The organism is Flavobacterium sp. LC2016-23, assembly GCF_009674775.1.
Taxonomy (GTDB): domain Bacteria; phylum Bacteroidota; class Bacteroidia; order Flavobacteriales; family Flavobacteriaceae; genus Flavobacterium.
In genome coordinates this window covers 65,988-92,539 of record NZ_WKKE01000026.1, presented here as the reverse complement: position 1 = coordinate 92,539, position 26,552 = coordinate 65,988, and the positions used below count along the sequence as shown (strand labels likewise).

Here is a 26,552-nt window from a genome sequence, read left to right as displayed (position 1 = left end):
GGCTATAGATGTAAAGGCAGTAATGTCATAGTCGAGTAGTACTAATAATCCGTAAGCTTATGTACACCCTTTTCCCCGCACTTCGGTGCGGGGGAGAAACTTTCTAAAATAAAAACTTTCTTTATCTCAGTATGTTAAGATATTTGCTCGACGCGAGCAGTTGATGGTTCATAGTTGATAGTTGCTGGAGAAATCCATCAACCAACAACAAAAAAACCAACAACTAACAACCTTAAGGTGGTTATTGCGGCGGGGCTCACCTCTTCCCATCCCGAACAGAGTAGTTAAGCCCGCCTGCGCAGATGGTACTGCAGTTATGTGGGAGAGTATGTCGTCGCCTTTCTTTTTAAAACCCTGTTTCTAACGAAACGGGGTTTTTTGTTTTAAGGCTTTTGTCAGTTTTAACCGCAAAGTGCGCGAAAGGTTTTTAAAAATGACGTTAAATCGCAAAGCTCGCAAGGGCTATACGTGAAGCATTGGAATTTGGAGTTTGTGCCGATAGCTTATCAGTATTGGAATTTGTATTTAACCTTAGTGCGTTAGGGATCGCAGCGGTATCCTTTTGCGGGGAAACTAAACCTGTGGCGAAGCCATCCTGAACCAATCCCGCAAAAGATTTAGCGAAGAGCCCGGCCCAGAGGGAAACGCCCAAAAATAAGACGTGATCATCTGCTATGAAGGGATTCTGTTAAATTATAATCAATTTTAGGTTTTAAATTATAGTCGGTTAGCCTATCTAAATGTGAATCTGTATTTTTGTAGTAAATATTATAATTTACATATGAAAAAAAGTATTGTATTGTTGACATTGTTTGTTATTTCAAATCTAAGTGCTCAACAGCGCCCTAAGTTGGTGGTAGGTATTGTGGTAGATCAGATGAAAATGGAATATTTATATCGTTTTTCGGATGATTTTTCGCCAAATGGATTTAAGCGACTGATGAATAATGGATATACTTTTCAGAATATGCATTATAATTATATGCCAACGTATACTGCTCCGGGACACGCTTCTATTTATACAGGAACTACACCTGCAACACACGGAATTGTAGGTAACGAATGGTTTAGCAGAACGCTGGGTAAAGACGTGTATTGTACCGACGATGCATCTGTTAAGACCCTTGGAGATGGTACAGTTGAGGAAGGCGCCATGTCTCCTAAAAACTTACAGAGTACAACTATTACTGATGAAGTAAGAATGGCGACTAATTTTGCCGGAAAAGTGATTGGTATTAGTCTAAAAGATCGTGGTGCCATATTGCCTGCAGGCCATTTTGCAAACTGGGCTTTCTGGTATAGTAAAACAGGTTCTTTTATTTCCAGTACTTTTTATGGAGATAAACTGCCGGATTGGGTTACGCAGTTTAATAATGAAAAGCATTATTTGCCTTATATCAATAAAGGATGGGATTTGTATAAACCAGCAGATACGTATAATGAGAGTCTTCCGGATAATAATCCATATGAAGGCAAATTGTACGGTAGTGCGGCACCTGTTTTTCCTTATGATTTGAAAAAAATGTATGAGAAAAATGATGCAGGTATCTTGAGAGCTACTCCTTATGGAAACGATTTATTAGCAGAGTTTGCCAAGAAAGCAGTTGAAAACGAAGGTTTGGGTAAGGACAATATTACCGATTTCCTGACAGTGAGCTTTTCTTCTACAGATTATGTAGGTCATTTACTTGGACCTCGTTCTATGGAGCTTCAGGATACGTACCTGAGGTTGGATCAAACTATTGCCGACTTTTTAAATTATCTGGATAAGACGGTTGGAAAAGATAATTATTTGCTTTTCCTGACTGCTGATCATGCCGGTGCTGAAAATGTAATCTACTTAAAAGATCATAAATATAATGTTGATAATTATCCTTCAAAAGACGTTAAGCAAAGCATGCAGGACTTCTCGGTTAAAACTTTTGGAGTAGATTTGATTTTAAACTATTCTAATTTTAATGTATTCTTCAATAAGCAGATCATTAAAGAAAAAGGATTAGATCTGATAAATGTTAAAAAGGCTTTTAAAGATTTTTTACTTGCGCAGCCACAAGTCAAAAAGGTGTATACAGAAGAGGAAGTACTTGCTAATTCCGGAAATGATTATTACTTAAATTTTGTTGCAAAAGGTTATGATGTAACTCAAAATGGAGATTTAGTTATTATTGACAAGCCTGGAGATATCGAATATTCTACGACAGGAACGTCACACGGCACACCTTATAGTTATGATACACATGTTCCGGCAATTTTTTACGGATGGCACATCAAAAAGGGAGAATCTTATGATAAAAAGGCTATAACGGAAATTGCACCAACAATTGCTCAAAAAATAAAAGTTTCTTTTCCTAATGGTACTGAAGCGAAAGTACTGCAGGAAGTTTTAGATGAAAAAGAAAACATTTCTGCTAAAAAATAAAAAAAAACTGTTTTACAAGTTTTCTGTAATATAAAAAAAGGCTTTTCTTAATTGAAAAGCCTTTTCAGTTTAGTGTTTTAGTAAGCACTTATTTAATGTTAGCACTATGCGTTTGCTAACACTAATTCTTCGTTAAAAGGAAGATTCCAAGCTTCAGCAACTCCTTTGTAAAGGATTTTTCCATTAGCAACATTTAATCCCTTTTTCAATTCTTCATTTTCAGCACAAGCTTTTTCCCATCCTTTGTTTGCTAATTGCAATGCGTATGGTAAAGTAGCATTTGTTAAAGCTAAAGTAGAGGTGTAAGGAACAGCACCTGGCATATTAGCGACACAGTAGTGAACAATATCGTCAATAATAAAAGTCGGGTTCTCGTGAGTTGTCGGAGTACAAGTCTCAATACAACCGCCCTGATCTACTGCTACGTCAACAACAACAGTTCCCGGACGCATTAATTTTAGCATATCACGAGTAATCAGGTGAGGTGCTTTTGCTCCTGGGATCAAAACAGCACCCACAATTAAATCTGCATCTGCAATTGCTCTGGTGATGTTGTAATGATTGGACATTTCTGTATTTACATTCGGTGGCATAATATCATCTAACTGACGTAAACGTGGCAAGCTTAAATCCATAATAGTAACTTGCGCTCCTAAACCAGCAGCCATTTTTGCAGCCTGTGTTCCAACGATTCCTCCACCAAGTACTAAAACTTTTGCCGGTGGCACACCTGGAACACCTCCTAAAAGAATTCCTCTTCCTTTTAGTGGTTTTTCAAGGTATTTCGCTCCCTGCTGAATGGCCATACGACCTGCAACTTCAGACATTGGAACTAATAATGGTAAACTACGATCTGCTTTTTCTACAGTTTCGTAAGCTAAACAAACTGCTCCTCTTTCTAACATAGCATGAGTCAATTCCTCAGAGGAAGCAAAGTGGAAGTATGTGAAAAGTAATTGATCTTTTTTAATTAATGGATATTCAGAAGCAATAGGCTCTTTTACCTTAATAATCATTTCAGCAATAGCATATACTTCTTCAATAGTTGCCAAAACTGTTGCACCCGCATCGGCATATTCACTGTCAGCAAAACCACTACCTAAACCTGCAGTTGCCTGAACGTAAACTACATGTCCGTGTTTTTTCATTTCAGAAACACCAGCTGGAGTTAATGCGACACGATTTTCGTTATTCTTAATTTCTTTTGGAACACCTATTATCATATTGTTATATTTTTTTGTTTTTTGAAATTCTTTTTACAAATTTACAGTTAGAGAATATATTATTGATAATTCGCTGATAAATAAGAAAATATTATTTTATTCAGTACTTTTACAGAAAAATATTCTTTTTAGAAACGTTTTTATCTTCCTAAAAAGAAAAAAAGACTTATTTTCAATCAAAATTTAAAACGTTTTCGTTATGGCTTTAGATGAAACTGACAAAAAAATCCTACGTCTTTTGCAGGAAGATGCGCACTACACCTTAAAAGACATCGCAAACAAGATCAATTTATCCTTAACTCCGGTTCATGATCGGGTGAAACGTCTTGAAAAAGAGGGAGTTATTGAGAAGTATGTGTCGATTTTAAACAAGAAAAAATTAGGAAATAATCTCACAGTTTATTGTCAGGTTACCTTGACTAAACAAACGTATGATACTTCGGAAGGTTTTAATCAGTCCATTTTGAATTTGCCTGAAGTAGTCGAATGTAATTATGTTTCCGGAAACTTTGATTATATGCTTAAAATTATCATTCCGGATATGGAGAGCTATCATCATTTTCATCAGAAAAAATTATCTGTTTTACCTGAAGTTTCTCTGATCAATACGGTTTTTGTGATTTCTGAAGTGAAGAGTACAACAGTTTTGCCTATCTAATAAAACAAAAAACCACCAGGAGATCTGATGGTTTTTTAGCAATAATTGGTTTTGGTTTATATTAATAATATGTAAAGCGTCTTACTTTGGCAATATACTTGGCTAAACGGATCACCTGATGGCTGTAACCATATTCGTTATCGTACCAAATATAGAGCACTATACTCTTTCCGTCTTTAGCCACAATTGTAGCATTGCTGTCATAAATGGATGGAGCGGAAGTTCCAACAATGTCCGATGAAACTAATTCATTGTTTAGGGAATATTTAATCTGCTCTACCAATTCTCCTTCCAGAGCGTATTTTTTCATTATTTTATTAATTCCAGCTATACTTGTTGCTTTTTTTACTTCTAAATTCAGGACTACCAGTGAACCGTTTGGAACGGGAACTCTTATCGCATTAGAGGTTAATTTTCCTTCCAAAGACGGTAATGCTTTTGCGACCGCACTTCCCGCTCCGGTTTCCGTAATGACCATATTTAAAGCAGCAGCCCTTCCACGACGGTATTTTTTGTGCATATTATCCACTAAATTCTGATCGTTAGTATACGCATGAATGGTTTCCAAATGGCCTTTCACAACTCCGAGCGTATCTTCAATAGCTTTCAAAACAGGTGTAATGGCATTTGTAGTACAAGATGCTGCCGAAAAAATATTGATTTCATCCGGATTATAATCACTGTGATTAACACCATGAACAATATTAGGAACTCCTTTTCCGGGAGCTGTTAGTAAAACTTTGCTGACACCATTTGAGGTTAAATGTCTTTTTAAAGCTGCTTCGGTAGTAAATACGCCAGTATTGTCAATTACCAGTGCGTCATTTATTCCGTATTGTGTGTAATCTATTTCTTCCGGTGCATTTGCCGTAATCATATGAACGGTAGTGCCATTGATGATCAAAGCATTATTTTTTGGATCTGTAGTTACGGAACCCTGAAAATCTCCGTGGATGGAATCATAGCGTAATAAAGAAGCTCGTTTCTCTAAACTATTTACATCATTTGTGTCGCGGGTTACAATTGCTCTCAGACGCAATTGATTTCCCTTTCCGGTTTTTGACATTAGCTCTCGTGCTAATAATCGACCGATTCTTCCAAAGCCATACAGAACAACATCCTTTGGCTGAATTTCTTCTGATGATTTTGCTTTTTTCAATTTGTCCAGAACAAAATATCTGGCATCGGGATATTTTTCATCTTCCAGACGATACTCGTACGTTAATTTTCCTAAATCTAATTTTGCAGGAGGAAGATCTAATGATAAAATAACCTGAGCTATTTCAACAGAATCAAAAATGGTAATGGGTTTGCCGACAAATTCACCTGCATACTGATGCAAGTTAATTATGTCGCTGACATTTTTATCCAATAATTGATTTTTGAATAAAACCATTTCAATGGATTTGTCATACCATAAATCACTTATGATTTTAATTAATTCGACACCAGCTCTCCTTCGGTCGACTTGAAGTGATACTTCTTTTTGGTACAAAGTTTTTTTGCTCATAATTGAAAATTTGAAAAAATAAATAGGGTCCTATTTTAAAATTTTGCGCAAAAGTATCCATTTCAATCGATTTCGTAAACTATTTTAGCATTTATTTTTGAAAATAAAAAAAGCCACCTTATTTTTTAAGATGGCTTTTCAAGTTATGATTTTGGTCCCAGATTTTAGTTTTCAGTCAAAGCAGCTGACTGAGACTGTCACTGAAAACTGCGACTAATTTTAGATAATAATTCTAAAGATTTCTCCGTTTTTGTTTATCATTTCAATACGTACACTTTGTCCTTCGTCTTTTTGTTTCAAAAGTTTCGAAACAGTTTCAACATTTGTCGCTTTTACATTGTCAATACTTAAAATAATATTGCCTTGCAGCTCATTCTGATATTGCATCAGATTTTCATTTGTAATACTTCTGATTTTTACTCCGTAATCAATTCGGAATTTCTTCTTATCAGCAGCATCAATATTTTCTAGTTCGATTCCTTTAAATTCAGCACTGTAAAATTCATTTTTACTTAAAGTTACCGGAACTGTTTTCGTTTTTGCATCTCTAATAAAAGTTACATTGACCACATCATTCGGGCGTTTTGTATTGATGTAACCTGAAAGATCTGCATACGAGCTGATTTTTTGAGAGTCCAGTTTTACAATTACGTCACCTTGTTTAAGTCCTGATTTTTCTGCTCCGGAATTTTTTGAAACTTTATTAACGTAAAATCCTTCTGTTTCCGAAATACTTAGTTCTTTTGAAGCATTACTGTTTAATTCGCGACCTTCCACACCTAAAATTCCTCTTTGAACATTTCCGTATTCCATAATGTCCTCGATAATTTTTCGGGCGATATTAGAAGGAACAGCAAACGAGTATCCAACATAAGAGCCTGTCATAGATGAAATCATAGTGTTGATTCCAATTAGTTCCCCTCTAGTGTTTACGAGTGCACCACCACTATTTCCAGGGTTTACGGCAGCATCGGTCTGAATAAAGGACTGAATTCCGTTGGTGTCCAGATTTCTGGCTTTTGCCGAAACGATACCGGCTGTTACGGTTGAAGTCAGATTATACGGATTTCCAACTGCCAAAACCCATTCGCCGATTTTTACGGAATCAGAATTTGCAAAAGCGGTGTACGGAAGTTTTTCATCAGCATTGATTTTTAATAATGCGATATCCATTTTGGAATCAGTACCAATAAGCTTGGCCGTATATGATTTTTTATTGTTTAAGGTAATTTCAATTTCAGATGCATCCTTAATCACGTGATTGTTGGTTACAATATAGCCGTCCTCAGAAATAATAACACCCGAACCTGTTCCTACCTGTTCTTGTTGCTGTTGTCCTCCATAACCATAGAAAAATTCCATCATCGGATTACTTACGGTTCGACGCGAGACATTTTTTACGTGTACAACGGTATGAATGGTTTTGTCGGCTGCCTCTGTAAAATCGACAGTTTCAGCAGACAATGCAACATTTTTACCGTAGGAATCCGGGGCAAGGGTTACAACAGAATTTCCTTTTCCAAAAAAAGAATTGTTGCTTTCAAATAATAACTTGTAAGCACCAAGGGTAATAGTGCCGCTTAATAATGACACTAAAAATAAGGCTGAAAATCTTTTCATAATTAGAATTTATGTTTAAGTTATTTAACGTAAAATTAATTGAAAAAATTATGTGGGAAAATGGTTTAACGCTCTTTAACATTGATTAACATTTCATTAATTAATAGTTCGTACTTTTGTACTTCTTAACAGAATAAAAATGCAAATAGAATTTTATAAATATCAGGGCACAGGGAATGATTTTGTGATGATTGACAATCGTTCAGGCTTTTTTCCTAAAGACAATACTAAACTAATTGAACGTTTGTGTGACAGGCGTTTCGGAATCGGTGCCGACGGACTTATTTTACTTGAAAATGACACTGAAACCGATTTTAGAATGGTGTATTATAATTCAGATGGAAACCAAAGTTCCATGTGTGGAAACGGTGGCCGCTGTCTGGTGGCTTTTGCCAATCAGTTAGGGGTTATTGACGATAAAACCACTTTTATTGCCACTGATGGTCTGCACCATGCTTCAGTAGGGGACGATGCTATTGTTTCTTTGCAAATGATTGATGTGGATGAAATTCAGAAAAAAGATACTTATACTTTTTTAAATACCGGTTCTCCACATCACGTGCAGCTTGTGGATGATTTAGTGCACTACAATGTAAAAGAAAACGGCGCAGCAATTCGTTACGGAGAATTGTATGGAGAAAAGGGAAGCAATATTAATTTTGTAAAGAAAGTCGATGACAGTACTTTTTCACTTCGTACTTACGAAAGAGGTGTTGAAGATGAAACCCTTGCTTGTGGTACCGGTGCTACAGCCGTTGCAATTGCCATGAATGCCATTGGCCAGACGGATAAAACATCTATTAATCTGAATGTGGAAGGTGGGAAACTTGTGGTTTCTTTTGATAAAATCGGAGAACATTTCACCAATGTTTTTTTAACCGGACCGGCAAAATTTGTTTTTAAAGGAACAATAGAAGTATAAAATTCCAAATTTCAAATTCCAAATTCCAAAACTAAAAACTGAAATTAAAAATGATAACGCTAAAAGGAGATTCTGTTTACTTGCGCGCATTAGAACCTAATGATCTGGAATTTGTGTATGCAATGGAAAACGACCAGAGTATTTGGGAAGTGAGTAATACACAAACCCCTTACAGCCGATTTTTGGTGCGTCAGTATCTTGAAAATGCACATCAGGATATTTATGAAGCCAAACAATTAAGACTGGCGATCTGTCAGGATGAAGATTTTCCGGCTATCGGATTGATCGATTTATTTGAATTTGATCCGAAAAATAACAGAGCGGGAATTGGAATTGTCATTCAGAATAAAGACAACAGAAATCAAAAGGTTGGTTCTGAGGCATTAGGATTATTAATTAAATACTCTTTTCATAATTTAAACCTGCATCAATTATATGCAAATATTAATGTAGGAAATGTAGCTAGTATAGCACTTTTTACTAAATTTGGCTTTAAGGAAATAGGAATTAAAAAAGATTGGATTTTGCAAAATAACAAGTATCAGGATGAAGCAATTTTTCAACTAATTAACAAATAACTTTAAAATTTCAGCTTTGACTATAAAAAAAATAATCACGTTAACTGCCGTAGCCGTTATTTCAGTTTTAATGATTTACGGATTCATTTTAATTAGTAGAATTTTTAGTTCCAATACTAAATTCGAAGAAAAAGAAGTATACGTATATGTTCCGACGGGAGCAAATTATACAGATGTTAAAAAGATATTGGCGCCTTACATTAAAAATTTCGAAAATTTCGAAATGGTAGCCAATAAAAGAAGCTATCCGGAAAACGTAAAATCAGGTCGTTTTTTACTTAAAAAAGACATGAATAATATCGATTTGGTAAGAGCGATGCGTTCTAATGTTCCTGTTAAATTAGCCTTTAACAATCAGGAACGTCTGGAAAATTTTGCGGGACGTGTTGGTTCTGAAATCGAAGCAGACAGTTTATCCCTTATGAAAGCCATTAAGGATTCTACTTTCTTAAAAGAAAACGGCTTTAATGAAGAGAATGTTTTTGCGATGTTTATCCCGAATACCTATGAAATTTACTGGAATACTTCTGCAGAGAAATTCCGTGATAAAATGATTAAAGAATATCATAATTTCTGGACGGCTGACAGAATTGCAAAAGCAAAAGCGCAGGGACTGACTCCGGTTCAGGCTACGATTTTAGCTTCTATCGTGCATAAAGAATCTGTTAAAAAGGATGAAAGACCGCGTATAGCCGGTGTTTATCTGAACCGTTTGCGTTTGGCAATGCCTTTGCAGGCTGACCCAACGGTAATCTACGCGTTGAAATTAAAATCTAATAATTTTGACCAGGTGATCAAAAGGGTTTTTTATAACGACCTGATCATGAAATCACCTTATAATACATATGTAAATGTGGGACTTCCTCCGGGACCAATCGCAATGCCTGATATTACGGCTCTTGATGCCGTTTTAAATCCGGAGAAAAACGATTATATTTATTTCTGTGCGAGTGTAGATCGTTTCGGATACCACGAATTTGCTTCTACGTACGAACAGCATACCATTAACGCCAAAAAGTATTCAGACTGGATTGCCGGTCAGGGAGTAACAAGATAGTTTTGAATTTAAAAAATGCCCCTGTTTTATTGATTCTATTTTTTTTGAGTTTTCAATTCATGAAAGCTCAAAGTAAAATTGATGCCTTTTTAACGCCTTCAGATACTTTAAATTTAAAAAGACAAAATACAGTTATCATAACGGAAGCTGCTTTAGCTTCAGCTACTTTAATTGGTTTGAATCAGATTTGGTATGCCGATTATCCGCAGTCTAAATTTCATTTTATAAATGATAATAAGGAATGGCTGCAAATGGATAAGGTCGGACATTTCTATTCCGCGTATCATTTGGGACGATTTGGCGCAGAGGCCCTGAACTGGAGTGGTGCTGATGCTAAAAAGCAATTGGTGTATGGCGCCGGGATTGGTTTTGTTTTTTTAGCTGCCGTTGAAGTTTTTGATGGCTTTTCCTCCGAATGGGGAGCTTCTTCAGGAGATATAATTGCCAATACAGCGGGAACGGTCTTATATGTTTCCCAGCAATTGATCTGGAAGGAACAACGTATAACACCTAAATTTTCTTTTCACACCACTTCCTACGCCAATAGAAGGCCCGAAAAACTGGGAAGTTCATTGAACGAACAGCTCCTGAAAGATTATAATGGACAGACGTATTGGCTTTCTGTTAACCTTCATTCTTTTGCCAGAGAATCAAAAATTCCTAAGTGGTTAAATGTCGCTTTTGGATATGGAGCTGAGGGAATGTTATCCGGAAATGTACAAAGCGAAATTCCGGTTTCGGTCGAAAACCCGGAAAGATACTGTCAGTTTTTTCTTAGTTTTGACGTCGATTTAGCTAAAATTAACACAAAATCGCATTTTTTGAAAACTATTTTTTCGGTTTTGAACACGATTAAAATTCCTGCCCCAACTTTGGAATACTCCGCCAATAAAGCGTTTAAAGCACATGCGCTTTATTTTTAAAAATGCTAAATGACTGATTTTTAGTATAATTACAATTTTTTTTATCTTTGCACCGTAGAAATTTCAAAAAGGTGACAGCGTTTTGAAGAAAAACAATTTATGATAAAGAAATGGTACTTTTACTCGAGTTTGATTGTTATTATTACATTTTTAAGCCTGGGTTTTAAACCCTTTAATCTAAAAACCAAACCGTGGTTTTTAATCGAAAAAACGGATGGATCCGAATACTTACTTCCATCACAAGAAAAGGATGATTATCCTAATTTAAATTTAAACATCCCATACACCGGAAATCATCTGATAGGGTTCAAAGAAGCAGTTGCTTTTAAAGAATCTCAGGGAAAATACCGGCTGGTTAATTCCTTAGGGTACATGGGTAAATACCAGTTTGGTTCTAAAGCTTTAAGAGCTATTGGTATTCAAAATGACAAAGCTTTCCTGAAAGATCCTGCTTTACAAGAAAAAGCTTTTATTGCGTTACTGTCCAGAAACAAATGGATTTTACGTAATGAAATTGAAAAGTATGAGGGAAAAGTTATTAATGGTGTTGAAATTACGGAATCCGGAATTTTAGCAGCTGCACATCTTGGAGGCGCAGGTTCAGTAAAAAACTTCTTTAAAAACAGAGGAAACAGGCATTTCAGAGATGCGTACGGGACCTCATTAAGAAGTTATCTGAAAGCCTTCGGAGGTTATGATCTTTCTTATATTGAAGCAGATAGTAATGCTACAATTAACGATTAATAAAGTGAAAACTTTATAAAAAAACCTGCTGTAAAAAGCAGGTTTTTTTTATGTTTACATTTTTAGTCAATTAAAATATCAAGAATTTTGATAGCCGCCTCACTAATTTTAGTTCCGGGTCCAAAAACGGCCACTGCACCGGCATCAAACAAGTATTGATAATCCTGTGCCGGAATCACACCTCCGACAATTACCATAATATCTTCACGTCCGTGTTTTTTAAGTTCTTCAATTACCTGGGGAACCAGTGTTTTGTGTCCCGCCGCGAGTGATGAAACCCCTAAAATATGTACGTCATTTTCCACTGCCTGTTTAGCAGCTTCGGCAGGCGTCTGAAATAATGGCCCTATGTCCACATCAAAACCAACATCGGCATAACCGGTTGCTACTACTTTTGCCCCTCTGTCATGTCCGTCCTGGCCCATTTTGGCAATCATAATTCTCGGACGTCTTCCTTCTTGTCTGGCAAAGGCATCTGCCAGTTGTTTTGCCTTTTCAAAAGCTTCATCGTTTTTTATTGCTGCACTATACACACCGCTAAAGGATTTAATTTGCGCTTTGAACCTTCCGAAAATACTTTCCAGAGCATCGCTGATTTCGCCTAAAGTTGCTCTGTTTCTTGCCGCTTCTACAGCAATTTCAAGTAAGTTGCCCTGTCCGGTTTTAGCACAAAGAATTAATTTTTCCAGTGATTGATTTACTTTTTCAGTATCTCTTTTTGATTTTATTTCTTCAAGACGTTCTATCTGTTGTTTACGAACCATTTGGTTGTCGACATCCAGAATATGTAACGGATCTTCTTTTTCTAACCTAAACTTATTTACCCCAACAATTATATCCTGACCGCTGTCAATTCTGGCCTGTTTTCTGGCGGCAGCTTCTTCAATTCTCAGTTTTGGAATTCCGGCTTCAATCGCTTTTGTCATTCCGCCCAGCTCCTCGACTTCCTGAATAAGTTTCCACGTACTTTCCGTAATTTCATTTGTCAGGCTTTCTACGTAATAACTGCCTGCCCAGGGATCCACCGTTTTAGTGATCTTCGTTTCTTCCTGTAAAAAAATCTGCGTATTACGGGCTATTCGGGCAGAGAAATCAGTTGGTAAGGCAATGGCTTCGTCAAGTGCGTTGGTATGCAGGGATTGCGTTCCGCCAAAGGCTGCTGCTGTTGCCTCAATACAGGTACGGGCCACATTATTAAAAGGGTCTTGTTCGGTTAAACTCCAGCCGCTGGTCTGGCAATGTGTTCGTAATGCCAGAGATTTATCGCTTTTCGGGTTAAATTGCTGGATCAGTTTGGCCCAGATCATTCTTCCGGCTCTCATTTTCGCAATCTCCATAAAATGATTCATGCCAATGGCCCAGAAAAAGGATAATCTTGGCGCAAATTCATCAATGGTCATTCCGGTAGAAAGACCGGTTCTGATATATTCTAAACCATCTGCCAGCGTATAAGCCAATTCAATATCGGCTGTCGCACCGGCTTCCTGCATGTGATATCCGGAAATTGAAATCGAATTGAATTTTGGCATTTTTTTGCTCGTAAATTCAAAAATATCGGCTATTATTTTCATGGAAGGAGTTGGCGGATAGATATAGGTATTACGCACCATAAACTCCTTTAAAATATCATTCTGAATGGTTCCTGAAAGTTTTCCAATGGCGACTCCCTGTTCTTCTGCGGCGACAATGTAAAAGGCCATAATGGGTAAAACGGCACCATTCATGGTCATGGAAACAGACATTTCATCCAAAGGAATCTGATCAAAGAGCACTTTCATGTCTTCAACAGAATCAATGGCTACACCGGCTTTACCAACGTCACCCACCACACGTTCGTGATCGGAATCGTAACCGCGATGGGTAGGCAGATCAAATGCAATTGACAATCCTTTTTGTCCGGCGGCCAGGTTTCGTCTGTAAAAGGCGTTACTTTCTTCTGCGGTGGAAAATCCCGCATATTGACGAATGGTCCAAGGACGTCTGACATACATGGTGGCGTATGGGCCACGTAAATTTGGGGCATAGCCCGCTCCGAAATCCAAAAACTCTAAATCTTCAATATCTTTTTCAGAATAGGTTTTTTTGATCTCAATTCCTTCAGCAGTTACAAAGTTTTCTTCAGCCAATTGATCTTTTGAATCAACTTCTGACTTCTCACTTTTAACTTCTAACTTTATATGTGTAAGGTCTTTTCTTATCATGGAAATACTCTTTTGAGTAGTTTTTTATTAATTACTTTGAAAAATGATTATTCTAGTTCTAAACGTTCTTGTTCCAGTTTTTCGGCTAATCTTTTTTCTATAATGGGTGTAATTAATGTTTTTCGTGGTTTTACTTTTACGAAAGGAAACAATTCCAAATCATGTTTCATTTTGTCATCTTTATTGGGATATTTATTCGTTCCCAGCAAAACTTCTTTTTTAGAATCGAATAATTCCTGCTCTTTATGAGCGCTTTCCTGAATTTTCTTTTTAATGGTCCCGTCGTTTAAAAGCTTTAGAAAACCTCCGTCAGCTTCAATATCTTTGAATAGTTTTAAACTTTTCTCTGCCAGCTGCATCGTTAAACTTTCAATATAATAACTTCCGTCGGCAGGATTATTTACTTTGTCAAAATAACTTTCATGCTTTAAAACCAGCAATTGGTTTCTGGCAATTCGATCCCCAAACTCATTGTCTTTATGGTATAAAGAGTCATAAGGTAAATTGGCAACGGCGTCTGCACCACCCAGAATTGCCGACATGCATTCGGTTGTGGTGCGAAGCATATTGACGTTATAATCGTAAATCGTTTTGTTGCGTTTTGTAGGGGTCACTAATAAATGACACTCTAATTCCGGATCGTACTCACTGGCAATTAATTTGAAAATCATTCGTAAGGCACGAAGTTTTGCAATTTCAAAAAAATAATTGGTTCCAACGGAAATTTCAAAAACGATTTGTTTCGGAAGAGTAGTCAAACGATTCAAATATTCATTGGCATGTGCCAGACTATAGGCAATTTGCTGCGTAATATTGGCACCGGCATTTTGATATAGACCCGAATCAATGCTGATCAAAGATAGATTTGTAGTTGCTTTTGAAATTAAATTAATGGTTTCAAAATTATTTTTGTCGGTTGTCGTAAACCAGTTTCCTTCGCGTGCAAAATGGCCAATGGGATCGATATTGCAATAAAAAGTACTTTTTTTCTGTATTGAAATTGTATCTAATAATTTCACGAAATCGATTGAAATAAATTTCAAATTAAAGTAAACAATCCTGTTTTCTAAAGGAAGATTTTCTAACAGTTTCTGAATATCTGTTTTATCGTTTTCTATTGTAAAACGAAGGCTTTCAGCACCTCTTTCAATAGTATTTACGGCTCTTTGAATTGATTTTTCAATATCATAAACAAAGATGTTCTGACAGATCTTAAAATCCGCAGCTTTTGTCTCTACAGCAGCTGTTTTTGAGAATTCGTCTCTGTGGTAAAACGGTTTTACCTGAATATCTTCGGGAGAGTGCCAGATTACAGTTTCGTTATAATCAGCTCCATCCAGTTCAAACTGAATTTTTTGTTTCCATTGTTTGGATGAAACTGGACTAAAATCGTCGAATAGGGTAGTCGCCATTGGTTGCTTTTTTCTGATTATTCTTTATTATCCTGAATAGTGTCTCCTTCAAATTGAATGATGTATATGTCTTCGCTGTCTTTTTTCATAAAGTACTTTTCGCGGGCATATTTTTCGATCTGTTCCGGATTTTTCAGTTGCTTGATTTGTTCCTGATCTTTTTTAATTTCCTCCTGATAGTATTTTTTATTGTCTTCGAGCTCATTGATCTGATTGTCTAAAAAGCGATGGTCAAAATAGGAGTAATTGTCTAAAAATAACATCCAAACTACAAAAAACAGTAATACCCAAACATATTTATTGCCCAGGAACCTGAACCAGGATTTGCCTTTATACGGATTTGTTATTTTAATTTTCACTTTAAACAATTATTACTTATGGTTTGATTTCTTTTTTAGCCCCGATAATCCTTTTATGTCTGCCGCGACGGACATAAAAAAATAAAGGCGAAATTGGGTCCCGATAGCTATCAGGATTATGGAATAAATTTACAATAAAAATTATGAAATTCTCTGATTTATTACTGCCCGGACCACATCAATAGCAACAGTATTGTATTTGTCGTTGGGTATAATGATGTCCGCAAAAGCTTTTGACGGCTCGATAAATTGCTCATGCATAGGTTTTAAGGTGTTTTGGTAACGTGTTAAAACTTCATCGATATCACGTCCTCGTTCTGAAATATCACGTTTCAAACGACGGATTAATCTTTCATCAGAATCAGCGTGAACGTATATTTTAATGTCAAAAAGATCACGAAGCTCGGGATTGGTTAAAATCAGAATCCCTTCAACAATCATTACTTTTCTGGGATGTGTAGAAACCGTATCATCGGTTCTGTTGTGCTGAATGAATGAATAAACAGGCTGATCTATTGTTTCTCCGGCTTTTAGCGCTTTTAAATGTTTTACCAGTAAATCAAAATCAATAGCACGCGGATGGTCAAAATTAATTAATGCTCTTTCGTCAAATGATAGATTAGTGGTTTCTTTGTAGTAGGAATCCTGGGAAATTACACCGACTTCTGTGTCTGGTAATTCGTTCATGATTTGGTGTACTACTGTTGTTTTTCCACTTCCTGTTCCTCCTGCAATTCCAATAATGAGCATAAATTTGTTGTTATATATTTGTCCGGCAAAAATAATAATTTAAGTGGATTGTATAAACATATTATGTATTTAAACCATAAAAGCAATATAAGTATATGTAAGCAGCCTGATATTTAAAGAAAGCAATACTTCATTGAACTTATATAACTTATATGGTTAAAAAGGAACAAAAAAAATCCCGACAGCAAAGCCATCGGGATTTAGTGCAATCAGTATAATTTTTGAAAATATTCTGAATTTAGTAAGCACATTATTATTTACTTATTCTTTTTCGCTTTTATCATCATTTCAAGCTGGTCCCAAAGTTCTTCGGGAATTGCTTCCAGTAAATTGAATTGTCCTGCGCCTTTCAGCCATTCACCACCGTCAATTGTTATTACGTCACCGTTTACATAAGCAGAAAAATCAGAAACCAGGTAAGCAGCCAGGTTGGCTAATTCCTGATGATCGCCTACACGTTTCAATGGCACTTTTTTGGCCATATCAAATTTTTCAGCTAAATCTCCGGGTAACAATCTGTCCCATGCACCTTTTGTCGGGAACGGTCCCGGAGCAATGGCGTTAGAACGGATTCCGTATTTCGCCCATTCCACAGCAAGACTTCTTGTCATGGCTAAAACGCCCGCTTTTGCTGTAGCACTTGGCACTACGTATGCAGAACCGGTCCAGGCATAAGTGGTCACGATATTCAAAATGGTAGCTGATGTCTGCTTAGTGTCAATCCAGTGTTTACCAAAAGCAAGTGTACAGTTTTTGGAACCTTTCAATACGATATCTATAACAGTATCAAATGCATTTGCAGACAATCGCTCTGTTGGAGAAATGAAATTTCCGGCTGCGTTGTTCAAAAGAACATCTACTTTGCCAAAAGTTTTCAAAACTTCCTGAAGCATGTTTTCTACTTCTTCATAATGACGAACGTCACACTGAACCGGTAAACATTTTCCGCCAGTTTCGCTTTCAAGCTCCGTTGCAGTAGTTTTCAGCTTCTCTAAATCTCTCGAAGTAATCGCTACCTGAGCTCCTAATTCCAGGAAATATTTAGTCATTGCTTTTCCTAAACCACTTCCGCCGCCTGTAACGACAATGACTTTACCCTTTAAAGCGTCATCTCTTAACATTTTATCTGTATAGCTCATATTTTTTTTCTTTTTATTACAATATTAAATAAATAAATAGGATGCACGCATAATAATGTTATAAAATTTTGATAAACTTTATATATTACTTAATTTTTTTGCTGCAGATTCTAAGGTATAATCGTCTTTGGCAAAGCAAAAACGGATTAATTTCTGATCTTTATGATCGGAGTAAAAAGTTGAAATCGGAATCGCGGCTACGCCATGATCGGTGATTAGTTTTTTACAGAATGTCACATCATCTTCATCTGAAATAGTGGCATAAGAAGCTACCTGAAAATAAGTTCCTTCACATGGTTTCAATTCAAAGCGGCTGTTTTGAAGCAGTTTTTGAAAATAATCTCTTTTTTCCTGATAGAATTTTCCAAGCAGTTTTACATCCACAACCTCCAGATACTGACTGATGGCAGCCTGCGAAATACTGTTGACACTAAAAACCAAAAACTGATGTACCTTTTTAATTTCTTTCATCAGATATTCCGGGGCGATGGTGTACCCAATTTTCCAGCCTGTAATGTGAAATGACTTCCCGAAAGAGGAAACCATAATACAGCGATCCAAAAGAAAATCTTTGGTGTGGGCTGAAATATGTTTTTCTTCGAAAGTAATGTATTCGTACACTTCATCCGACAAAATGAGGATCTCAGGATATTTGGAAAGTATTTTTTCGAGTTCTGCAAAATCAGTTGAAGTCAAAATTTTTCCTGTCGGATTGTGCGGATTATTGATGATAAGCATCTTTGTTTTCGACGAACAGGCTTTTTCAATCGTTTCCCAATTGGGCGTATAATCATAGTTTAAAGCTATGCGAACGGGTTTTGCATTGCAAAGAAGAACCGGAGATTCGTACGAATCGTAACTCGGATCTAAAATAACAACTTCATCACCGGTTTTGACCAATGCCAAAATCGTAGTGAAAATTCCCTGAGTAGCCCCGGCGGTAACCAAAATTTCGGTTTCCGGATGCACTGTTCTGTTGTAGGAGTTCTGAATTAACTTCGCAATCTGATGCATCAATGGTGGATAACCGGCCATTGGTGTATATTGATGTACATTTTCTTTGGTCAATTTCGCCAGAATGTCGGTCAGTCTTTCATCAACAGGAAAATTAGGGAATCCCTGCGAAAGGTTGATGGCATTATATTCGGCTGCCATTTTTGACATGACCGTAAAGATGCTGGTCGTTATATTTGGAAGTTTACTCATGAGAAAGTTTGTGGTTTAAAAACTTGTGAGTGGAATAGAAGACAGGCCTACTTAATAGTGATAGAGCCGCCATTTAAAGTCCGGACTTCTTTTCCGTTTTGTTTTCCGGGAGTCCATTTTGGAGCTAATGTTAAAATACGAACCGCTTCGTCTCCTGTTTGGGAACCAAGATCTCTTAGTATTTTTATATCACTTAAAGAACCGTCCTTTTCGATTATAAAAGTAAAATGGATTTTTCCTTTTATGGTTGGTTTATCGGTGGGCTTTATAAAATTCTTTTCCAGAAAATTGGTAAATTCAGTACTGCCCCCCGGAAATTCAGGTTTTGTATCTATTCCGTTAATAGCATAGATGAGATTTTCATTAGCTACTGTGTTTGTTGGTTCTACAGCAGGTTTTCCGCGTTCTCTTGTCGTTTGTGAAAATGTAAACTGTGCAAAACAAATCAAAATCAGGAATAGAAACTTTTTCATAATGAATGGTTTTAAAATTCGTTTACATTTTATGAATAATAAAAATCGTAGGTCTGTTATGAAGATCCACTTTAATTTTCTTCCAATCCGAAATACGCATTGTTTTAATGAATTCGGTTGGTAAGGTGATATCGGTTGCGATGCAAAGATGGGTGGCAGGATTTAGAATCTGCAAAATGTCTTCGATCAATTTGTTGTTTCGGTAGGGTGTTTCAATAAAAAGCTGAGATTGGTTTTTATCCTGGGATAATTTTTCAAAATACTTTAAGGCTGATTTTTTCTCGTCTTTGTCAATAGGCAAATAGCCATTGAAGGTAAAACTTTGTCCGTTCATTCCGGAAGCCATCATCGCCATCAATATAGACGAAGGACCAACCAGCGGAATGACCTGAATTCCCTTTTCATGTGCCAGTTTTACAATTACGGCACCGGGATCTGCCACTCCGGGACATCCGGCTTCGCTCATTAATCCCATGTTTTTTCCTTCTAACAACGGTTTTATGAACTCTAGATGTTCGCTCGGTTCAGTGCGTTTGTTAAGGGTAAAAAGCACCAGTTCTGACTGTTTCTTTTCTGGATATACTGCTTTTATTGATTTTCGGGCCGTTTTGTCGTTTTCAACAATATAATAATCTATAAGTTCGATACTTCTTTTTACGGTTTGTGGCAAAACATCCATCGGATCGCTTTCGCCCATTGTTGTTGGAATTAAATATAATTTTCCTGGAAGCTTCATGTGCGTTTTTTTAGTGATAAAACGGATTTTGTAAAAATAGAAATTTCTTTTCACGATTTCTTTAGGAGAAAAAAATGAAAAGAATTAATTAAGGATGTGCTTTGATTAGTTTTTCGGAAATGACTTCGGCTACTTCATCTAACATTTGGTATACAGTATCAAAACCATTTTCTGCTCCAAAATACGGATCCGGGACATCTACATTTTCATCCGGAAATAATTCGTTTAAAATAAGGCGTACTTTATTTTTGTGCTCCGGGGTTTTGGCCAGATGGATGACATCACGGTAATTTGAATTATCCATCACATAGATATAATCAAATTCATCGAAATCAGCAGTTTTAAATTGTCTTCCTTTTTGATTGTGAATGCATAAGCCATTTTTCTGAGCGACTGCAATCGACCGTTTGTCGGGAGCATGGCCTATATGCCAGGATCCTGTTCCGGCGGAATCAACAATAAATTTATCCTGAGGTAATTTTGATGCTAAAATACCTTCGGCTAAAGGTGATCTGCAAATATTCCCCAAACAAACCATTAAAATTTTTACTGGCATGACTCGCGTTTATAGCGTTAGTTTTTTATTGATGTCTTCGACAAATTTTTTGAATTGTTTGTCTGTGGAAACTAAATTATCAACTGTCTTACAAGCATGTAATACAGTAGCGTGATCACGGTCTCCAATTTGTGAACCAATGTTTGCCAAAGAAGCTTTAGTGAATTTCTTTGCAAAAAACATTGCCAATTGTCTTGCCTGAACAACGTGTCTTTTTCTGGTTTTGGACTGGAGTGTTTCAATATCCAACTGAAAATAATCGGATACAATTTTTTGAATATAATCGATAGAGATTTCTCTCTTTACATTTTTAACAAATTTCTCTACAACGCTTTTAGCCAGCTCAATTGTAACTTCTTTTTTATTGAAAGAAGATTGTGCGATTAACGAAATAATAGCGCCTTCTAATTCTCTGACGTTGGTTTTGATATTTCTTGCCACATATTCAATAATATCTTCCGGCATTTCGACACCATCGCGATACAGAATATTTTTTAAGATGGAAATACGCGTCTCATAATCCGGTTGATGTAATTCGGCAGATAATCCCCATTTGAAACGGGATAACAAACGCTGCTCGATATCCTGCATGTCAACAGGAGCTTTGTCAGACGTTAAAATTACCTGTTTTCCGTTTTGATGTAAATAATTGAAAATATGGAAGAAAACATCCTGAGTTCCCGATTTCCCGGATAAAAACTGGACATCATCAATGATCAAAACATCAATTAACTGGTAAAAGTGAATGAAATCATTACGATTGTTCTTTTTTACAGAGTCAATATATTGTTGTGTGAAAATTTCGGCAGAAATATATAAAACCGTTTTTTCAGGGTATTTGTCTTTTACTTCAACGCCTATTGCATGCGCGAGGTGTGTTTTTCCCAAACCAACTCCGCCAAAAATCAATAATGGATTAAAGGAAGTTCCTCCGGGTTTATTGGCAACGGCCATACCCGCAGAACGCGCTAAACGGTTGGAATCTCCTTCAAGGAAATTGTCAAAACTGTAGTTCGCATTTAACTGGGATTCAATTTTTAAATTTCGGATTCCGGGAATTACAAACGGGTTTTTAAGTTCCGGATTTAAGTTTTTAAACGGAGCATCAACCTCTTGCGGTTTCATTGGCACTCTGTTGGCACTTGGCAGCTGTTCGGTAAACGGCTGTTTATTACCATAAGTGTTTTCCATTTTGATTTTATAGAGTAACTTTGCGTTTTTTCCCAGTTCTTTGGTAAGCGCAACTTTCAATAATTTAACGTAGTGTTCTTCCAGCCATTCGTAGAAAAATTTACTAGGTACTTGAATATATAACGCGTTGTCGGTTAGCTCAACTGATTTGATTGGTTCGAACCAGGTTTTGTATGCCTGGTCTTGAATATTGTCTTTTATAAAGGACAAACAGTTTTCCCATACCGATTGAGCAGTTTTAGTCATAGATTCAAATAAATTTTTTATTATTGATAAAGATTCTCCTAATAAAAATGGAGCGATTTTATTCCGAATTTCGGGATAACAAATATGTGAACAAATTTCTGTAAAAAAAAATAATTTGGCCTCTAATTTTATAAAATAATGTTGTAAGGAGACTTTTAAAAACTAAATTTTTTTAATATATAAATAATGAAAAATCATCAAACTCAAGTACGGGTTCGTTACTCTGAAACGGATCAAATGGGAGTCGTGTATCACGGAAATTATGTCCCTTATTTTGAGATCGGACGCGTGGAATGGCTTAGGGATAAAGGGATTTCCTATAAAAGTATGGAAGAAAGCGGAATCGGATTGCCAATAGTTTCGATGCAAATTAATTACAAAAAATCGGCACGTTATGATGAGCTTTTAACGATTCATACGACTTTCAAAAGTCAATCTTCTGTTAAGATCGAATTCGACTGCGAGATCTACAACGAAGCAGACGAGTTATTAACAACTGCCGTGTTTATTTTAGTATTTATTTCGTTAAAATCAGGTCGCCCGACTGCGCCTCCTGATTATATTTTGGAGTTGTTCAAAACCTTATTATAATTGTTAAAAAGGTACTGTTTTTTATATCAATTTATATAATTTTGATATCAATTTCAAACATTAAATCAAAAATGCCGAATACTGTTTCGGCATTTTTTTTTCGTGTTTTAATCGTAATCCTGCCAATTGGTAATCCTGAATTTTCATCCATTTCCATTTCCTGAGAAACGATATCGAGCTTTTTTTCTTTGATAACACGCATTACTTTATTCATGTTTTTATAATCAAAAGAGATTAAAAACGGAACATCGATTGTTTTTTCGATAATCTCACAAACTTCAAGCGTCATTTGTGCCGTGGTTTTGTAGGCTGTAATTAATCCGCCTACACCCAATTTTACTCCGCCAAAGATGCGGACCACTACCACAAGGACATTAGTTAGTCCGAAAGATTGTATCTGACCATAGATCGGCGCTCCTGCTGTATTACCTGGTTCGCCGTCATCATTGGCGCGATAGGAGATGTTTGGAGCAATACCCAATTGATACGCATAACAAAAATGTACGGCGTGCGGATGCTGCTTTTTTAAGATTTCAATAATGGGTTTTACTTCATCTTCATGTTCTATAGGAAAAGCGTATCCAAAGAATTTGCTTCCTTTTTCCTTAAATAAGATTTCTTCTGACTCAAAAGCAATGGTTTGAAAAGTATCGTTGTGTTCCAAAAGTAAATTTTCAGATTAGATATTGTGGTTAAAGTTTTTCTCTCGCAGATTTTGCAGATATCATAAATGCGCTGTAAAACAAATCTGCGCTATCTGCAAAATCTGCGGGAAAGATAAAAAGATTAGCTAAATTATTTTTTTCTCAAATAAATCGACCACATCTTCCTGACCCACTTGTAAATTCCAGACATGCAGGCCCAGAGCTGCAGCGGCATCTGTGTTTTCTTTTTTATCGTCTACAAACAAAGTACGTTTGGGGGATAATTCGTGTTTGTTGATCAGGTATTGAAAAACTTCTGTATTTGGTTTGCGCATTCCAATTTCAAATGAAAAATAAACTTTTTCAAAACATTGGTAAAAATCACTGTAAAAGGAAATACCGCTTTTGTTTTCGAAAGTTTCAATATGTATGGAATCTGTATTGCTCAATAAAAACAATCTGTATTTTTTAGAAAGCATTTGTAGAAATTCTAACCGGTATAAAGGAAAATCAGCCAAAACGGCATTCCATGCTTTTAGGATTTCTTCCTTTGAAGCATTTGGAAGTTCTTTTTGAAAACCTTCAATAAAGTCATCGTGCGAAATGTCGCCGGTTTCAAATAAAAGGTTCAGACGATCTAATTCAGCGTTCCATTCGGTCAGACCTAATTGCTGCAATCCTGAAATAGTAGCCTGTTTGTCTAAATTGATAAAAATATCACCAAAGTCAAAAATTATAGTATCAATCATGATTTCTAATTTGTATTAGTTCATCGTCTTCTATGTTGATTTTACTTAAAATTTTCCCGGATAAAACAGGGGCTTTTGTTCCGTTTTCGAAAATACTATTTCCTTTGAAAATTCTCGCTTCATCCCAAATATTCTGGTCTATAAAAGTCTGCAGGGTTCTTAAACCGCCTTCGATTAGTATAGACTGTATTTGATTTTGATATAAAAGTTCCAGAATTTGCGGAATTATATTTTGATTAAAATCAATTACTTCAAAGGTAAGATTTTCTTTTTCGCTGACAATTTCAGATTTTGTAATTACAATCGTTTTAACACTGTTGTCAAAAACAAAACTGTCTTTGGAAATTCGGTTATGCTGATCTAAAACAATTCTAACCGGATTATTTCCGCTCCAGTCCCGAACATTCAGTTTTGGATTGTCATCAATAACGGTTTGTGTTCCCGCCAAAATTGCCTGTTCTTCGCTTCTCCATTTATGTACCAGCTGTCTCGAATACGGGTTGGTAATCCAAACCGGTTTTCTGTCCTGATGTTCTGTTTTTACAGGGGCTAAAAAGCCATCCTGACTTTCGGCCCATTTCAGGATAATGTAAGGCCGTTTTTTCTGGTGAAAAGTAAAAAAGCGTTTATTGAGTTCGTTGCATTCCTTTTCCAGAACGCCAACAGTCACATTTGCTCCGGCTTCGATAATTTTTTTGATGCCTCTTCCTGCTACTTTTTCGTTTGGGTCAACAGTTCCGACTACGACATTCGGGATTTTATGTTCAATAATTAAATCACAGCAGGGCGGTGTTTTTCCAAAGTGGCTGCACGGTTCTAAGCTCACATAAATAGTAGCCTTTTTTAATAACGATTTATCTTTCACAGACCGGATCGCATTGACTTCTGCATGCGGTTCTCCGGCTTTTTTATGCCAGCCTTCACCGATAATCCGGTCTTCGTAAACAATTACACTCCCCACCATGGGGTTTGGATAGGTAGTTCCGAAGCCATTTCTGGCTAGTTCGATGCAGCGCTGTATGTATTTCTCCTGTATATTCACCCTGCAAAAGTAGTTATTTTTGAGTTTACTGTCCAGTTAAGAAAACTATCGGAAAACTATTTTTACTTTTGTAGTTATAAGACGAATAAAGAAAATGGAAAACTGGAGTATCAGAACGATAAAAAAAGAAGACAATCAGGCAGTCGCCAGGTTAATAAGAGCGGTTTTTGACGAAATGGAAATCCCAAAAGTGGGAACGGCTTATGAAGATCCGTACTTAGATTTAATGTTTGAAGAATATAATAAGCCGCAATCGGTTTATTTTGTGGTGGAAAATGAAGGCAAAATTGTGGGCTGTGCCGGAATAGCACCTTTAGAAAATGGAGACCCTGAAATTTGTGAATTGCAAAAAATGTACTTTTTGCCGGAAACCCGTGGTTTGGGAATTGGAAGTGTTATGATGGAGAAATGTTTGCAGCAGGCCAGGGATTTTGGCTTTGAAAAATGTTATATCGAAACGATGCCTTTTATGCATGCAGCCCAAAAATTATATAAAAAATCAGGTTTTGAATATTTAGAGGCTCCGATGGGATGCACCGGGCACAGTTCTTGCCCTGTCTGGATGCTGAAAGATTTACGGAGTAACGTGTAACATTTTTTGTTAATGCAGTACTTATTGTTAATGCAATTGGCTTTAGCTTAAAATTAATGCTCAAAAAAACAAAATGAGAATCAAACAATACCGGACTCAGTTTATACAGGAATTATCGCCTTTTTATGATGCATATGAAGCGGAGAGCTTTTTCTATTTAATTTTAGAATACAAACACAAGCTGCGACAAATTGACCTGGCACTAAATCATGAACTAACTTTTAGTACAGCTGATCTTGTGTATTGGTGTTCGATTTTAGAACAATTAAAAAAAGAAGTTCCCATTCAGTATTTATTAGGGAAAACAAATTTCTACGGAATGGATTTCGAAGTAAATGAGAACGTTTTGATTCCAAGGCCGGAAACTGAAGAATTGGTCGAGTGGGTTATTAATGAAAATTCAGGACTTGACAAATCCAGACGTTTAAAAATTTTAGATATCGGGACCGGAAGCGGATGTATCGCGATTTCACTGGCGAAAAACCTTCCAAATGCAGAAGTGTATGCAATAGACATATCCAAGAAAGCATTGGAAACAGCCAAAAGAAATGCCATAAATAATAATGTTGAAGTTACCTTTATATATAAGGACATTTTAGAACTGGAACTGCTGAAAGACAATTTTGATATTATTGTTTCCAATCCGCCTTATGTCAGGAATTTAGAAAAAGAAGAAATAAAAAAGAACGTGCTGGACTACGAGCCTCATTTAGCACTTTTTGTCGAAGATAATAATGCGCTGGTTTTTTATAAAAAAATTGCGGCTTTGGCTCAGAAAAATCTCAAGGAAAACGGGCAGTTGTTTTTTGAAATTAATCAATATCTGGGGGAAGAAATGAATAACTTACTTGAATCAATGAATTTCAGGAATATTGAATTACGCAGAGATATTTATGACAACGACAGGATGATGAAAGGGAGTCTTTAGGTTTTTTTTAGTCTCAGTCTCAGTTTTCAGTCTCGGTGAGCATTTAAATAACTATTAACTTTGATTGCAAGCTGCGACTGCGA

General features: G+C 36.4%; 26 protein-coding genes and 1 rRNA gene. 11 read left to right on the top strand and 16 right to left on the bottom strand.

Annotation, left to right across the window (positions count from 1 at the left end):
- Window positions 1–233: 233 nt before the first annotated feature.
- A 5S ribosomal RNA gene (gene rrf, locus GJU43_RS19750) occupies window positions 234–343 on the top strand.
- Window positions 344–781: 438 nt separating this feature from the next.
- Window positions 782–2,419 (top strand): alkaline phosphatase PafA, encoded by a 1,638-nt coding sequence (gene pafA / locus GJU43_RS19745; RefSeq protein WP_154343209.1) that lies wholly within the window; start codon window positions 782–784, stop codon window positions 2,417–2,419.
- 104 nt (window positions 2,420–2,523) lie between these two features.
- Here the strand turns inward: pafA and ald are convergent, their stop codons facing one another.
- A complete protein-coding gene (ald, locus tag GJU43_RS19740; protein WP_154343207.1) occupies window positions 2,524–3,642 on the bottom strand; it encodes an alanine dehydrogenase in 1,119 nt (372 codons plus the stop codon).
- Between the two features lie 199 nt (window positions 3,643–3,841).
- Here ald and GJU43_RS19735 point away from each other — a divergent pair, with 199 nt between their 5' ends.
- Window positions 3,842–4,300: an Lrp/AsnC family transcriptional regulator gene (locus GJU43_RS19735; RefSeq protein ID WP_127339627.1), complete on the top strand. Its 459-nt coding sequence runs from the start codon at window positions 3,842–3,844 to the stop codon at window positions 4,298–4,300.
- Window positions 4,301–4,361: 61 nt separating this feature from the next.
- Here GJU43_RS19735 and GJU43_RS19730 read toward each other — a convergent pair whose 3' ends face one another.
- The gene (locus GJU43_RS19730; protein WP_154343206.1) at window positions 4,362–5,810 is read right to left on the bottom strand and encodes a glyceraldehyde-3-phosphate dehydrogenase; all 1,449 of its coding nucleotides are present in this window, start codon (window positions 5,808–5,810) and stop codon (window positions 4,362–4,364) included.
- Window positions 5,811–6,029: 219 nt separating this feature from the next.
- Window positions 6,030–7,430, bottom strand: coding sequence for a trypsin-like peptidase domain-containing protein (locus tag GJU43_RS19725; protein WP_154343204.1), 1,401 nt, complete (start codon window positions 7,428–7,430; stop codon window positions 6,030–6,032).
- Window positions 7,431–7,569: 139 nt separating this feature from the next.
- Here GJU43_RS19725 and dapF point away from each other — a divergent pair, with 139 nt between their 5' ends.
- From dapF to GJU43_RS19700, 5 genes are all read left to right on the top strand, one after another.
- The gene (gene dapF / locus GJU43_RS19720; protein ID WP_154343201.1) at window positions 7,570–8,352 is read left to right on the top strand and encodes a diaminopimelate epimerase; all 783 of its coding nucleotides are present in this window, start codon (window positions 7,570–7,572) and stop codon (window positions 8,350–8,352) included.
- Window positions 8,353–8,402: 50 nt separating this feature from the next.
- On the top strand, window positions 8,403–8,930 hold the full coding sequence (locus tag GJU43_RS19715; protein ID WP_154343198.1) for a GNAT family N-acetyltransferase: 528 nt from the start codon (window positions 8,403–8,405) through the stop codon (window positions 8,928–8,930).
- 16 nt (window positions 8,931–8,946) lie between these two features.
- Window positions 8,947–9,987, top strand: a complete 1,041-nt coding sequence (gene mltG, locus GJU43_RS19710; protein WP_154343195.1) for an endolytic transglycosylase MltG — start codon at window positions 8,947–8,949, stop codon at window positions 9,985–9,987.
- Between the two features lie 59 nt (window positions 9,988–10,046).
- Window positions 10,047–10,910, top strand: coding sequence for a DUF2279 domain-containing protein (locus GJU43_RS19705; RefSeq protein WP_154343193.1), 864 nt, complete (start codon window positions 10,047–10,049; stop codon window positions 10,908–10,910).
- A 99-nt stretch (window positions 10,911–11,009) separates the two neighbouring features.
- Window positions 11,010–11,654 (top strand): peptidoglycan-binding protein LysM, encoded by a 645-nt coding sequence (locus GJU43_RS19700; RefSeq protein ID WP_154343190.1) that lies wholly within the window; start codon window positions 11,010–11,012, stop codon window positions 11,652–11,654.
- Window positions 11,655–11,716: 62 nt separating this feature from the next.
- Here the strand turns inward: GJU43_RS19700 and scpA are convergent, their stop codons facing one another.
- The 10 genes from scpA to dnaA form a co-directional block, all read right to left on the bottom strand.
- A complete protein-coding gene (gene scpA, locus GJU43_RS19695; RefSeq protein WP_154343187.1) occupies window positions 11,717–13,855 on the bottom strand; it encodes a methylmalonyl-CoA mutase in 2,139 nt (712 codons plus the stop codon).
- Between the two features lie 47 nt (window positions 13,856–13,902).
- Window positions 13,903–15,267 (bottom strand): methylmalonyl-CoA mutase subunit beta, encoded by a 1,365-nt coding sequence (locus tag GJU43_RS19690; RefSeq protein ID WP_154343184.1) that lies wholly within the window; start codon window positions 15,265–15,267, stop codon window positions 13,903–13,905.
- A gap of 17 nt (window positions 15,268–15,284) precedes the next feature.
- Window positions 15,285–15,620, bottom strand: coding sequence for a septum formation initiator family protein (locus GJU43_RS19685; RefSeq protein WP_127339749.1), 336 nt, complete (start codon window positions 15,618–15,620; stop codon window positions 15,285–15,287).
- Window positions 15,621–15,767: 147 nt separating this feature from the next.
- Window positions 15,768–16,376, bottom strand: a complete 609-nt coding sequence (gene udk / locus GJU43_RS19680; RefSeq protein ID WP_154343179.1) for a uridine kinase — start codon at window positions 16,374–16,376, stop codon at window positions 15,768–15,770.
- A 257-nt stretch (window positions 16,377–16,633) separates the two neighbouring features.
- Window positions 16,634–17,515, bottom strand: coding sequence for an SDR family oxidoreductase (locus tag GJU43_RS19675; protein ID WP_195760070.1), 882 nt, complete (start codon window positions 17,513–17,515; stop codon window positions 16,634–16,636).
- Between the two features lie 78 nt (window positions 17,516–17,593).
- Window positions 17,594–18,721: a methionine aminotransferase gene (locus tag GJU43_RS19670; protein ID WP_154343176.1), complete on the bottom strand. Its 1,128-nt coding sequence runs from the start codon at window positions 18,719–18,721 to the stop codon at window positions 17,594–17,596.
- Between the two features lie 47 nt (window positions 18,722–18,768).
- Window positions 18,769–19,194 carry an energy transducer TonB gene (locus GJU43_RS19665; RefSeq protein ID WP_154343174.1) on the bottom strand — a complete coding sequence of 142 codons (426 nt, stop codon included), beginning with the start codon at window positions 19,192–19,194 and terminating at the stop codon, window positions 18,769–18,771.
- Between the two features lie 22 nt (window positions 19,195–19,216).
- Window positions 19,217–19,930: an SAM-dependent methyltransferase gene (locus GJU43_RS19660; protein WP_154343171.1), complete on the bottom strand. Its 714-nt coding sequence runs from the start codon at window positions 19,928–19,930 to the stop codon at window positions 19,217–19,219.
- An 88-nt stretch (window positions 19,931–20,018) separates the two neighbouring features.
- A complete protein-coding gene (locus tag GJU43_RS19655) occupies window positions 20,019–20,486 on the bottom strand; it encodes a low molecular weight protein-tyrosine-phosphatase (protein WP_154343168.1) in 468 nt (155 codons plus the stop codon).
- Window positions 20,487–20,495: 9 nt separating this feature from the next.
- A complete protein-coding gene (gene dnaA, locus GJU43_RS19650) occupies window positions 20,496–21,923 on the bottom strand; it encodes a chromosomal replication initiator protein DnaA (protein WP_072973220.1) in 1,428 nt (475 codons plus the stop codon).
- Between the two features lie 186 nt (window positions 21,924–22,109).
- Between dnaA and GJU43_RS19645 the strand changes: the two genes are divergently transcribed.
- Window positions 22,110–22,514 carry a thioesterase family protein gene (locus tag GJU43_RS19645; RefSeq protein ID WP_154343165.1) on the top strand — a complete coding sequence of 135 codons (405 nt, stop codon included), beginning with the start codon at window positions 22,110–22,112 and terminating at the stop codon, window positions 22,512–22,514.
- A gap of 31 nt (window positions 22,515–22,545) precedes the next feature.
- Here GJU43_RS19645 and GJU43_RS19640 read toward each other — a convergent pair whose 3' ends face one another.
- The 3 genes from GJU43_RS19640 to ribD all read right to left on the bottom strand — a co-directional run bounded on the left by GJU43_RS19640 (window position 22,546) and on the right by ribD (window position 24,949).
- Window positions 22,546–23,178 (bottom strand): YigZ family protein, encoded by a 633-nt coding sequence (locus GJU43_RS19640; RefSeq protein WP_154343164.1) that lies wholly within the window; start codon window positions 23,176–23,178, stop codon window positions 22,546–22,548.
- A gap of 126 nt (window positions 23,179–23,304) precedes the next feature.
- Window positions 23,305–23,907 carry an HAD family phosphatase gene (locus GJU43_RS19635; RefSeq protein WP_154343161.1) on the bottom strand — a complete coding sequence of 201 codons (603 nt, stop codon included), beginning with the start codon at window positions 23,905–23,907 and terminating at the stop codon, window positions 23,305–23,307.
- Window positions 23,900–24,949, bottom strand: a complete 1,050-nt coding sequence (ribD, locus tag GJU43_RS19630; RefSeq protein ID WP_370455662.1) for a bifunctional diaminohydroxyphosphoribosylaminopyrimidine deaminase/5-amino-6-(5-phosphoribosylamino)uracil reductase RibD — start codon at window positions 24,947–24,949, stop codon at window positions 23,900–23,902. The genes GJU43_RS19635 and ribD overlap by 8 nt, the downstream gene beginning before the upstream one ends.
- A gap of 94 nt (window positions 24,950–25,043) precedes the next feature.
- Between ribD and GJU43_RS19625 the strand changes: the two genes are divergently transcribed.
- On the top strand, window positions 25,044–25,541 hold the full coding sequence (locus GJU43_RS19625; RefSeq protein ID WP_154343156.1) for a GNAT family N-acetyltransferase: 498 nt from the start codon (window positions 25,044–25,046) through the stop codon (window positions 25,539–25,541).
- A 73-nt stretch (window positions 25,542–25,614) separates the two neighbouring features.
- A complete protein-coding gene (gene prmC, locus GJU43_RS19620) occupies window positions 25,615–26,469 on the top strand; it encodes a peptide chain release factor N(5)-glutamine methyltransferase (protein WP_154343153.1) in 855 nt (284 codons plus the stop codon).
- Window positions 26,470–26,552 lie beyond the last annotated feature (83 nt).